General features: G+C 45.9%; 12 protein-coding genes. 8 read left to right on the forward strand and 4 right to left on the reverse strand.

Going from position 1 to position 11,817, the window contains the following annotated elements; genetic code table 11:
* The first annotated feature begins 233 nt into the window (after nt 1-233).
* A complete protein-coding gene (locus tag A5870_RS13735) occupies nt 234-1,526 on the forward strand; it encodes an adenylosuccinate synthase (protein ID WP_005226376.1) in 1,293 nt (430 codons plus the stop codon).
* Nucleotides 1,527-1,666: 140 nt separating this feature from the next.
* Nucleotides 1,667-2,542: a DegV family protein gene (locus A5870_RS13740; protein WP_086293477.1), complete on the forward strand. Its 876-nt coding sequence runs from the start codon at nt 1,667-1,669 to the stop codon at nt 2,540-2,542.
* A gap of 98 nt (nt 2,543-2,640) precedes the next feature.
* Here the strand turns inward: A5870_RS13740 and A5870_RS13745 are convergent, their stop codons facing one another.
* On the reverse strand, nt 2,641-4,263 hold the full coding sequence (locus tag A5870_RS13745; protein ID WP_081117596.1) for an ABC-F family ATP-binding cassette domain-containing protein: 1,623 nt from the start codon (nt 4,261-4,263) through the stop codon (nt 2,641-2,643).
* Between the two features lie 208 nt (nt 4,264-4,471).
* Here A5870_RS13745 and A5870_RS13750 point away from each other — a divergent pair, with 208 nt between their 5' ends.
* Complete coding sequence (locus A5870_RS13750) at nt 4,472-5,290, forward strand: ZIP family metal transporter (protein WP_081117597.1); 819 nt, start codon at nt 4,472-4,474, stop codon at nt 5,288-5,290.
* A gap of 55 nt (nt 5,291-5,345) precedes the next feature.
* On the opposite strand, the gene A5870_RS13755 is transcribed toward A5870_RS13750, so the two are convergent.
* Nucleotides 5,346-5,549: a hypothetical protein gene (locus A5870_RS13755; RefSeq protein WP_008376766.1), complete on the reverse strand. Its 204-nt coding sequence runs from the start codon at nt 5,547-5,549 to the stop codon at nt 5,346-5,348.
* A 150-nt stretch (nt 5,550-5,699) separates the two neighbouring features.
* On the opposite strand from A5870_RS13755, the gene A5870_RS13760 reads away from it, so the two are divergent.
* The gene (locus tag A5870_RS13760; RefSeq protein WP_086293479.1) at nt 5,700-6,101 is read left to right on the forward strand and encodes a DUF4809 family protein; all 402 of its coding nucleotides are present in this window, start codon (nt 5,700-5,702) and stop codon (nt 6,099-6,101) included.
* Between the two features lie 103 nt (nt 6,102-6,204).
* Here the strand turns inward: A5870_RS13760 and A5870_RS13765 are convergent, their stop codons facing one another.
* Both A5870_RS13765 and proB read right to left on the reverse strand, forming a co-directional pair.
* The gene (locus A5870_RS13765; RefSeq protein WP_086293481.1) at nt 6,205-7,449 is read right to left on the reverse strand and encodes a glutamate-5-semialdehyde dehydrogenase; all 1,245 of its coding nucleotides are present in this window, start codon (nt 7,447-7,449) and stop codon (nt 6,205-6,207) included.
* Nucleotides 7,446-8,261 (reverse strand): glutamate 5-kinase, encoded by an 816-nt coding sequence (gene proB / locus A5870_RS13770; RefSeq protein ID WP_081117600.1) that lies wholly within the window; start codon nt 8,259-8,261, stop codon nt 7,446-7,448. The genes A5870_RS13765 and proB overlap by 4 nt, the downstream gene beginning before the upstream one ends.
* A gap of 189 nt (nt 8,262-8,450) precedes the next feature.
* Between proB and A5870_RS13775 the strand changes: the two genes are divergently transcribed.
* The 4 genes from A5870_RS13775 to A5870_RS13785 are packed head-to-tail and all read left to right on the forward strand — an operon-like array spanning nt 8,451 to nt 11,683.
* Nucleotides 8,451-8,960: a dUTP diphosphatase gene (locus A5870_RS13775; protein ID WP_086293484.1), complete on the forward strand. Its 510-nt coding sequence runs from the start codon at nt 8,451-8,453 to the stop codon at nt 8,958-8,960.
* A 44-nt stretch (nt 8,961-9,004) separates the two neighbouring features.
* Nucleotides 9,005-10,375: a DNA repair protein RadA gene (radA, locus tag A5870_RS13780; RefSeq protein WP_005226394.1), complete on the forward strand. Its 1,371-nt coding sequence runs from the start codon at nt 9,005-9,007 to the stop codon at nt 10,373-10,375.
* Between the two features lies 1 nt (nt 10,376).
* Complete coding sequence (locus A5870_RS17685) at nt 10,377-10,508, forward strand: hypothetical protein (protein WP_254907659.1); 132 nt, start codon at nt 10,377-10,379, stop codon at nt 10,506-10,508.
* Between the two features lie 35 nt (nt 10,509-10,543).
* Nucleotides 10,544-11,683, forward strand: coding sequence for a PIN/TRAM domain-containing protein (locus tag A5870_RS13785; RefSeq protein ID WP_005226396.1), 1,140 nt, complete (start codon nt 10,544-10,546; stop codon nt 11,681-11,683).
* The last annotated feature ends 134 nt before the right edge of the window (nt 11,684-11,817 follow it).

Consider the following 11,817-nt stretch of genomic DNA (forward strand, 5'->3'; position numbering starts at 1 on the left):
GAGAAACACTAGCTCTTGCTACCATCCGCATCGCGCTGATGGTAGTAGGGCTTTTTTTATGTGCCGACTTTATTCGTTTTTACGTGTATAAATAATTATTCCAAAGAAAATAGTTCGTTTTTTACCCCTGAAAAATGAGAATTTAAAACGATTATTCGATTTTAGATTGAAAGAGCTTGCTAATCTTGTTACAATACTTAAGGAATGCACTAATTAAAGAAAGAGGTCATTATATGTCATCTGTAGTAGTAGTAGGTACACAATGGGGCGATGAAGGTAAAGGAAAGATTACGGACTTTTTGAGTGAAAACGCGGAAGTCATTGCACGTTATCAAGGTGGAGACAATGCCGGCCATACGATTAAATTTGACGGTGTGACCTATAAACTGCATTTGATTCCTTCAGGGATCTTTTATGCAGATAAAATCAGTGTCATTGGAAACGGGGTCGTTGTGAACCCGAAATCATTAGTTAAAGAATTAGCATACTTGAAAGAAAACAATATAATAACAGAAAACTTAAAGATCTCTGATCGTGCACATGTTATTTTACCTTACCATATCCATTTGGATCAGCTGCAAGAAGATGCCAAAGGTGACAACAAGATCGGTACGACGATCAAAGGGATCGGACCAGCCTACATGGATAAAGCGGCCAGAGTCGGCATTCGGATCGCTGATCTTTTAGACAAGGAAATTTTTGAAGAACGTCTACGCATCAACTTAGAAGAAAAAAATCGTCAATTCGTGAAAATGTTCGATGCAAAACCAATTGCCTTTGAAGACATTTTTGAAGAGTATTACGAATATGGCCAACAAATCAAAAAATATGTGACGGATACTTCGGTGATCCTTAACGATGCCTTAGATGAAGGCAAACGGGTTTTATTTGAAGGGGCACAAGGCGTGATGCTGGATATCGACCAAGGAACCTATCCTTTCGTAACGTCATCCAACCCCGTTGCTGGAGGTGTCACTATCGGTAGTGGTGTGGGTCCTTCAAAAATCAACAAAGTCGTTGGTGTCTGCAAAGCTTACACCTCTCGGGTAGGCGATGGTCCTTTCCCAACGGAACTGTTTGATGAAACAGGTGAACAAATTCGTAAGATCGGTCGTGAATACGGAACAACGACAGGACGTCCTCGCCGTGTGGGCTGGTTTGATACCGTCGTGATGCGCCATTCAAAACGGGTCTCAGGGATTACGAACCTATCCCTTAACTCGATCGATGTCTTGAGCGGTTTAGAAACCGTGAAAATCTGTACCGCTTATGAACTAGACGGCGAATTGATCTATCATTACCCAGCAAGCTTGAAAGAGTTGAACCGCTGCAAACCGGTCTACGAAGAACTTCCTGGCTGGTCTGAAGACATTACTGGCTGTAAAACATTGGCAGATCTGCCAGAAAATGCACGCAATTACGTTCACCGCATCTCTGAATTAGTCGGTGTCCGCATTTCGACCTTCTCGGTAGGACCAGACCGCAGCCAAACCAACATCTTAGAAAGTGTTTGGGCGCAAATCTAACCTGACGCAAAAGCATCAGAACAAGACAAAGAACTCCTACGTCAAAAGCAGTCAACGATAAGTTTGGCTGCTTTTGATGAGAATTTCTTCTGTCTTGTTCTTTTTTTGCTATAATAGGGGGTAACGAGAGGGGTGAAACCATGTTTCAAATCATGACAGATTCCTGCTGTGATTTACCAGCAGTAAGATTAGCGGAGCTAGATGTCGCCTATATTCCAATGCTGATTGAATTAGACGGCAAAGAATATATCGATGATATGGGCAAAGAATTTGATACGGAATGGTTTTTAGGAAAACTAAAAGAGCATGCGCAACCGACGACTTCTCAAATCAATGTCGGACGTTATATGGAATATTTTCGGCCATATGTCGAAGCGGGCACACCGGTCCTTTATTTAGGTTTTTCTTCAGGAATGAGCGGCTCATTCCAAAGTGCCGTCCAAGCCGTAGCCTTACTAAAAGAAGAATACAAAGAAGTTGCGATCACCTTGATCGATACGCGCTCAGCTAGTTTAGGGGAAGGCTTCTTAGTGGCTGAAGCAGCCCAACAAAAAGCCCAAGGACGTTCGTTGCTGGAAGTCAGCCAATGGGTAGAAGAAAACAAACTGCGTTTAGATTCATGGGTCACCGTCGATGATTTAAAACAGTTGGAACGCGGCGGCAGAATCTCTAAAACGGCGGCAGCGATCGGCGGATTGCTGAACGTGAAACCAATCATTACCGTCGATACTGCGGGAAAATTACGCAGCGTTGATCGAGTGCGGGGACGCAACAAAGCGATCCAAAAAATCGTGGATCAAACCATCGCCAATCTTCACGAATCAAAAACCAATACGGTTTATTTTGCCAATGCCGGCGATGCCGAAGCAGCGGAGAAAGTCATCAAACGTTTGACCGAAAAAGTTCCTGACATTATTATTCATCATTATCCATTAGGTCCAACGATCTCCAGTCATACCGGCTATGGCTGCTTGGCGCTGTTTTCATTCGGCAAAGCCCGTTTAGAACAAGCGTAACCTGCCCAACATGCCCGAAGTATTAGACAAAATAAAAAGAACGCTCCAGTTGCAGCCTTGGTGGCGGGCAACTGGAGCGTTCTTTTTTTAAAAGCAGCTTATTGATTCAATTCTGCTACGCGTTTTTGGACATCTTTGTTTTCTAAGAATTCATCGTAGGTCGTTTCGGCACGATCCACCACGCCTTTGCTAGAGACCGCAATGATACGGTTCGCAAGGGTTTGAATAAATTGGTGGTCATGAGAAGCAAACAACAATGAGCCGGTGAAGGCCATCAAACCATCGTTTAATGCGGTGATCGATTCTAAGTCCAAGTGATTGGTTGGATCATCCAACACCAATACGTTGGCTTTTGAAAGCATCATTTTCGACAACATACAGCGAACTTTTTCGCCCCCGGAAAGGACGTTGACGGGTTTTAATACTTCATCACCAGAGAATAACATGCGACCGAGGAAGCTGCGCAAGAAGGTATTGTCGTCTTCTTCTTTGCTTGCGTATTGACGCAGCCAATCAACGATCGGGGTATCCGTATCGAATTCGCTGGTCGTATCTTTTGGCAAGTAGGCATGCTGCGTGGTGACGCCCCAACGAACACTACCTGTATCAGGAGTGATTTCCCCCATGATGACTTTGAATAGCGTCGTGGTGGTGATATCGCTATTGGCAACAAAAGCGACTTTGTCGTCTTTATTCAAGGTGAAAGAGATATTGTCTAAAATCTTTTTGCCGTCGATCGTCACACTGACATTGTCGACTTGCAGCAAGTCATTCCCGATTTCACGTTCTGGTTTAAATCCGACAAACGGATAGCGGCGGGACGAAGGTTGAATATCATCAAGGGTGATTTTATCCAACATTTTTTTCCGAGACGTTGCTTGTTTGGATTTTGATGCATTGGCACTAAAGCGTGCGATAAAGTCTTGCAGTTCTTTGATCTGCTCTTCTTTTTTGGCATTTGATTGGGATTGTAATTTCGCTGCTAATTGGCTTGATTCCAACCAGAAATCATAGTTGCCGACAAACAATTTGATTTTGCCGAAGTCTAGATCGGCCATATGGGTACAAACTTTATTTAAGAAGTGGCGGTCATGGGAAACAACGATGACAGTGTTGTCAAAGTTGATCAGAAACTCTTCTAACCAGTTGATAGATTGGATATCCAATCCGTTGGTAGGCTCATCTAGGAGCAAGACGTCTGGCTTACCGAAAAGGGCTTGTGCGAGTAAGACTTTCACCCGTTGACCAGCAGTTAGATCTTTCATCAAGACATGATGCAATTCATCGGGAATGTTCAAGCCTTGCAAAAGAACGGCTGCTTCTGGCTCTGCTTCCCAACCATCAAGTTCCGCAAATTCGCCTTCTAGTTCGGCGGCACGAATCCCATCTTCATCAGAAAAGTCTTCCTTCATGTAGATCGCGTCTTTTTCTTTCATCACTTCGTAGAGACGTTTATGGCCCATGATGACCGTTTCGATCACTGGAAACTCTTCGTAATCATAGTGGTTCTGTTTCAAGACAGCCATCCGTTCATCAGGACCTAAAGAAACATTCCCGGTCGAAGGTTGGATCTCACCAGATAAAATTTTTAAAAAAGTTGATTTACCAGCACCATTTGCACCAATCAAACCATAACAATTACCAGGCGTAAACTTAATATTAACATCATCAAACAGTTTGCGGTCTGAAAAATGCAAACTTACATCACTTACTGTAATCAATTCTTTTCCTCACTTTATATAAATTGACATGGAGTCTCCTAGCATTATAGCGATGAATGTTGAAACTTTCAAGTAAAGCCGAGGATTTCGTCAGGAAAGGCATAGGCCTGGTGAAAGAAAAATTTTGGTTGCTGTTGCCTTCCTAGTAGAACCTGACGGCTTCCTATGCTAGAGTATTGGTAGAATAGTTAGACAAAGGAGCAGACGAATGGTGGATTGGTTGGTTGGATTGTCGCCATGGCAGCAAGCGCTGGCGGGGACGATCTTTACGTATGGTATGACGGCGTTTGGGGCAGCGCTAGTCTTTTTCTTCAAAGAAATCAATAAAAATGTCCTGAATACGATGCTGGGGTTTGCCTCTGGCGTGATGATCGCTGCTAGTTTCTGGTCGTTATTAGATCCTGCGATCGCACGAGCCGAAGAAAATGGCGACATTCCGTGGCTCGTGGTCAGCATCGGGTTTGGTTTGGGCGGTTTGTTTCTATATGCAGCAGATAAGACGCTCCCGCATATGCATTTTGGTCCAAATCATGAAACAGAAGGTTTGCCCAGTCATTTGAAGCGAACGATCTTGCTGGTCTTTTCCATCACGCTACATAATATCCCAGAAGGCTTGGCGGTAGGGGTAGCGTTTGGGGCGGCGGCTAGTGCCGATGATCCGCGAGCAGCGATCTTAGCGGCGCTTTCGGTAGCGATCGGGATCGGGATTCAGAATTTTCCAGAAGGCGCAGCCGTTTCGATCCCCTTGCGTCAAGAAGGGTTAAGCCGAACCAAAGCCTTTATGTATGGGCAAGCGTCCGGGATCGTAGAACCGATCGCCGGTGTGATCGGGGCTTTGTTGGTAACGAGTATGTCCGCTGTCTTGCCGTATGCGTTGGCTTTTGCAGCGGGTGCTATGATCTATGTAGTGGTGGAAGAATTGATTCCAGAAGCGCAGCAAACCTTGACGAGTCGCCGCCATTTTGCGGTCTTTGGCGTCATGCTAGGCTTTATCTTAATGATGGTTTTAGATGTCGCATTAGGCTGATCGATAAAAAAACACCTGACTGTTGGAAAGTCAGGTGTTTTTGGTTTTCCTGCAATTAACGATAATATTTTCTTGGCTTTTGGCGAATCGAGGTTAACCAGCGAACGATCAAAACGGCTAGCAACAAAGGAATCCCGAAACGGAAGATCAATCCGATCAACCCACCAACAATGCCTAATACGACGGATAAAACAAGAGATGCTGCGATTAAAACTGCCACGACAGTAACGATTCTTCCTAATAAACTTTCTGTATTCATAGTGACTCCTCCTAGACTTTTTTTCTTATCCTTAGCATAGCAAGAAAGAAAAAGAAACACATCCAACTTAAGGCGGAATAATTGCTCCGCCGTGGGCCATAGGTTTGTGATAAACTAAACATGAATCATTCATGAAAGGAGTCAAAAAGAATGAACGTAGAAATCCTCACGAGCCAAGTCATCACGGAAGGAGGGTGCAATGCCTGTTTGCCTTATGAACTCAATACCTTCACGCTGCAGCTGCCAGATGGTCGTTGTTTTTCGCTAGAAAACTTGGATGCTGCTTCCTTGGTGATGCCCATTGCCCAGATCAATCAGTGGCAGACTCGCTTATTATTAGAAGAAGACGAAGGACTGATCTATCAAAAAGGAACGCAAGAAGTAATTTTCGTAGAGGGCAGCCGTCAGGATACGTTTTCCAGCAAAGGACAGACGATTGCTTGTCCGAAAAAGAGTTGCGAAGCTGACGTTTTTGCCACAACCAATCGAGTGCTGACAGAATTGTTCGGCATCGAACCGCTTTCCTTCGTTCTGCGGGCTGCACAAGCATAAGAGGACGAAAAAAAGCCGCTTGCGCATGTAGCGACCTTTTAAAGTTAGCTTTTTAGTCTAACTATTGGAAGTCATGACAGCAAGTGGCTGTTTTTGCGTATCGTTACTTACGGATCTGGCCTTCGCCATAAACAATGTATTTGGTGGAAGTCAGTGCTTCTAACCCCATTGGCCCACGGGCATGGAGTTTTTGCGTTGAGATGCCGATCTCGGCTCCAAAGCCAAACATAAAGCCATCCGTGAAACGGGTCGAGGCATTGACGTAAACCGCTGCCGCATCAACTTCTTTCAAGAAGCGTTGGGAAGCGAAATAATCATCAGTGATAATCGCTTCAGAATGCTTCGTATTGTAGCGATTGATGTGGGCAATGGCTTCTTCTAGCGAAGCCACCACTTTGATCGCTAAGATATAGTCTAAAAACTCGGTTGCCCAGTCCTCTTCAGTGGCAAGCTGCGCGTTGTTCAAAAACGCCAACGCTTTTTGATCTCCTCGCAATTCGACTTGATCGGCAAATTGCTGTTCTACCATAGGCAAAAATTCTGCCGCCACTGCTTCATGGACGAGGATCGTTTCGATGGCATTGCAGACAGAAGGGCGTTGCGTCTTTGCATTCGTGACGATCGCCAGAGCCATCGGCAGCTGGGCTGCTTGGTCGATGTAGATATGGTTGTTGCCGGTGCCGGTTTCGATCACTGGTACTGTGGCGGTCTCTTTGACACGTCGAATCAAGCCGGCGCCCCCACGGGGGATCAAAACATCCAAGTAATCTGTCAGCCGCATCAGCTCAGCCGCTGTTTCGTGGCTCGTGTCCTCGATAAACTGGATCGCATGGCGGGAGTGTCCGTTGGCAGCTAATGCCTCTTGTAAAATAGTCACGAGGACTTGATTGGAGTGGAAGGCTTCTTTTCCGCCACGCAAAATCACGGCATTTCCTGATTTGAAACACAGACTAGCCGCGTCAGTAGTGACATTAGGGCGGGCTTCGTAGATGATGCCAATGACCCCTAAAGGCACTCGCTGTTGACCAATCAAAAGATCGTCAGCATTGCGCCACATTTTATCTACGGCACCGATTGGATCGGGCAATTGGGCGACTTCTCGGATGCCGTTAGCCATCTCGGTGATCCGTTGTTCTGTCAGCAACAGACGATCTAGCATCGTTTGGCTGGTTCCTTTGGCTTTTGCGGCGGTTAGATCTTGTTGATTAGCAGCTAAAATCTTCTCGGTAGCTTTTTCTAAAGCATCGGCCATCGCTGCCAGTAGGTGGTTTTTTTCACTGGCACTCAGTAAGCTTAATGCCTGGGCGCTTGCTTGTGCTTGTTGACCGATCGTTTGTAAATTGCTCATTGCTCATCCTCCGTTCGTTGATAAAAGTGGGTGCCGACAGGTTCCCCTGCGAGCAAGTCAAAAATAATTTTCGGCTGCTTGCCGTTAGCCAGCAGCATGTGACTGTTCAAGTCTAAGATACGTTGAGCGGCTTTTAATTTGCTGGTCATACCGCCGGTTCCATAAGGACTGCCTTTTCCCGTAGCTTGTTCTAAAAGTTCCGGGGTGATTTCATTGATCTCGGAATACAAAACAGCCTCAGGATCATTTAGCGGATTGGCGGAATAAAAGCCGTCGATATCAGAAAGCATGATCAAAAGCTCGGCTTTCGTCAACTGAGCGACGATCGCTGACAGCTGGTCATTGTCGCCAAATTTGGTGAGATGGTCTAATTCATCCACTGCCACTGTGTCGTTTTCATTAATGATCGGGATGATCCCCATCGCAAGTAACTGCTCTAAGGTGTTGCTAACGTTTTGACGGCTTTGGGGAAATTCGATGATGTCTCTGGTCAGCAGGATCTGTGCAGTCTGCTGGCTATAGCTTTGAAAACGCTGGTTGTAGATCGTCATCAGTTCCGATTGGCCAACGGCGGCCACGGCTTGCTGCTGCGGGATCTCCACGGGTCGTTCTTTCAAATTCAACTTGTTCATGCCAACACCGATCGCACCAGAGGAAACTAAGATGATTTCTTTGCCTTGGTTTTGTAAAGCTGCTAAGACAAAGGCTAATTCATCGATACCAGCTAGATTGATGGCACCATTGGGATAAATCAACGAGCTGGTGCCGATTTTTACAACGATTCGGTTTTTGTTTGAAAGATCTGCGCGCATATGCCACCGCCTATTTTTTGATATTTTTTCTATTGTACTCGCAAATGGGCGTTTCGTCATGCTCTTTTTTCTTTTTGAGCTATTTTTAAACGAAGAAATTGTAAAGACTTTTCGATAATTGTGTTTTCCATGAAGAAAATAGTTCTTCCTATGCTAAAATAGCTATATGTTTTATTATTGGAGGAACCCATGAAATTACGAGGATTTGAAATTATTACATCATATAAAGAAAAAAACATCACCTTGCCTCAACGTGCCACCCATCATGCGGCTGGTTATGATTTTGAAGCCGCGGAAGAAATCGTGGTGCCAAGCATTTGGAAAGCGGGCGTGATCGATGGGGTCAAAGCGCTGTTGGCAAAAGAGACCGCAAAACAGTTGAAACCAACCTTGATTCCCACGGGGATCAAAGCCTATATGGGGGAAGACGAGTATTTGCAGCTGACAAATCGTTCCAGCAATCCTTTGAAACGTTTCTTAGTCTTGACGAATGGTGTCGGCGTCATCGACAGCGATTACTATGACAATCCAGATAATGAAGGGCATATCATGTTTCAGTTTACCAATTTCGGCCCCACAGATGTCGTCATTAAAAAAGGCGAGCGGATCGGTCAAGGAATTTTCTTGCCGTTCTTAAAAGCTGATCAAGATACAACCACTGCCAGCCGAACCGGCGGCTTTGGCTCCTCGAATCAGTAAATCCTGCCTGGGGGTCTGTTTGATAGAAGTAGTGGAGGAGATCAATGGCAAAAAAAGCAAAAAGTCAATTTGTCTGTCAAAACTGCGGGTATAGTTCCCCTAAGTATTTAGGAAAATGCCCCAATTGCGGCAGCTGGAATTCAATGGTAGAAGAAGTGATCCAAGAAACTGCTGATCGTCGTGTACGTACGACATTGACCGGTCAAAAGATGCAGCCGACGAAAATCGCCGATGTCGTACCGAAAAAAGAACCGCGGGTCCAAACGAAACTGGCTGAATTGAATCGCGTCTTAGGCGGCGGCGTGGTCCCAGGCTCCTTGATTTTGATCGGTGGGGATCCCGGGATCGGAAAATCGACGCTGCTCTTGCAAGTTTCCCAGCAATTAGCAGCGATCGGCGGAACGGTCTTGTATGTGTCAGGAGAAGAAAGTGCCGAGCAGATCAAAATGCGGGCGCAGCGCTTAGGCGCCATCGACACGGAATTTTATCTCTATGGGGAAACGGACATGTCAGAGATCAGTAAAGCGATCGAAAACATCCGTCCAGATTATGTGATCATCGATTCGATCCAAACCATGACCCAACCGGATATCACCAGTGTGGCAGGCAGTGTCAGCCAAGTGCGAGAAACGACCGCAGAATTGCTGAAAATCGCTAAAACCAATGGCATCGCCATCTTTATCGTTGGCCACGTGACGAAGGAAGGCTCGATCGCAGGACCGCGGATGCTGGAGCACATGGTGGATACCGTCTTGTATTTCGAAGGTGAAAAGCACCACAGCTTTCGGATTTTGCGGGCCGTCAAAAACCGCTTTGGATCCACCAATGAGATCGGGATTTTTGAAATGGAAGAAGGCGGGTTGAAAGAAGTCGCCAATCCGTCACAAGTCTTTTTGGAAGAACGCTTAGAAGGCGCAACCGGATCGGCGATCGTAGTGGCAATGGAAGGCAGTCGGCCAATCTTGGTGGAGATCCAAGCACTGGTCACGCCAACGATGTTCGGCAATGCCAAACGCACGACGACGGGGCTAGACTTCAACCGCGTCTCGCTGATCATGGCGGTTTTAGAAAAACGGGCAGGCTTGCTGCTGCAAAATCAAGATGCCTACTTAAAAGCAGCCGGCGGGGTCAAATTAAATGAACCCGCGATCGATCTAGCGATCGCTGTTAGTATCGCGTCTAGCTACAAAGAAAAAGGCACCAGCCCGACGGAGTGTTTTATCGGTGAAATTGGCTTGACGGGTGAGATTCGCCGAGTCAACGCGATCGAGCAACGGGTCAAAGAGGTGCAAAAACTAGGTTTTACGAAAGTTTATTTGCCGAAAAATAATCTGACTGGCTGGCAGCCGCCCAAAGGCATCGAAGTCGAAGGCGTGTCTACCTTAGCCGAAACCTTGCGGAAAGTCTTCCGTTAAAGTGGAGTCAATGCAAGAGCAAGGGGCAATCGCCTCTCCTCTTGCCCTGACGCTGCTGGTTCATTTGGTTGAACCAACCGACCGACAGCCGCTGACTGGCGGAAGGAGCCTGTCTGGCAGCACGGATTTTTGAACAAAAGAAACTTACTGGAGTATGGAGGAACATGTATGCAGAAACGAGTCATTACCGCACTAATGGTACTTGCCGGAGCAAGTCTGGGGATCTCACTGATGCCTATCGCATGGCAAGCCATTGGGCAAACCCAAAATGAATGGCTGAATAATAACATCACTAATAGTTTGCTTGGAGCCCTTATTTTCTTTTTATTATCTTTACTATTAGCGAAATATATTGCAGCCGGTATTCGCAAAATTGAAGAAAAACTAAGTGAATTGAGCTTAACGTATCTCTTGTTTGGCGCAATTGGTTCGATCATCGGTCTGATGATCGGTGTGATCGTGTCGATTCCTTTTTACAATTGGGATATTCCTTTTATCAACGGGATCGCCCCAATCTTAGTGATGGTCCTGTTAGGGTATCTCGGTTTTCAGATCGGGACGACACGGATCGATGAATGGAAAAAAGTCTTTGCCCCGAAAAACAAAAAGGCAGAGCCCCAAGAGCAAGATGAACAGCAGATGCTGGAAAGAAAGATCGCGGACCATTTCCACAAATACAAAATTTTGGATACCAGCGTGATCATTGATGGTCGGATCTATGACATTGCTAAAACGGGCTTTTTAGAAGGCGTCTTGCTGATCCCGAATTTTGTCTTGTACGAATTGCAATACATCGCAGATTCTGGCGATAGTTTGAAACGGGTTCGGGGCCGCCGCGGCTTGGATATTTTGAATGCTTTGCAAAAAGAAGAAGGAATCGCAGTGGAGATGTATGAAGGCGATTTTGAAGACATTTCCGAAGTTGATAGCAAGCTGATCAAGTTAGCGAAGATGCTGGATGGTGTCGTCGTGACCAATGATTACAATCTAAACAAAGTTTCTGAATTTCAAAATGTGCCTGTCTTGAATATCAATGCGTTGGCCAATGCGGTCAAACCAGTGGTGATTCCAGGAGAAAGCATGCACGTCTTAGTGGTGAAAGCTGGCACGGAGCGCCAGCAAGGGGTCGCTTATCTAGATGACGGGACGATGGTCGTGGTGGAAGATGGCCAGCATTACATGAATGAACACATCGAAGTGATCGTCACCAGCGCCTTGCAAACGGCAGCTGGGCGGATGATTTTTGCCAAACCAGCCCATTCTGGTCGCGGCATCGACAACAAAGAAGGATCGAAATCAGAGAAATAATCCTAGGCAGCTGGCGTAAAATATGCCAGCTGCCTTTACTAATTGGGTTATTGATTGTACAATTCAACTTGAGGGTTCTGTTTTTTACGCGGGTCTTTCCCACTAAACTGAACAATAAGCCCCAAGCAGCTTGG

The sequence above is a fragment of the Enterococcus sp. 2G9_DIV0600 genome, assembly GCF_002140615.1.
Classification (GTDB): domain Bacteria; phylum Bacillota; class Bacilli; order Lactobacillales; family Enterococcaceae; genus Enterococcus_D; species Enterococcus_D innesii.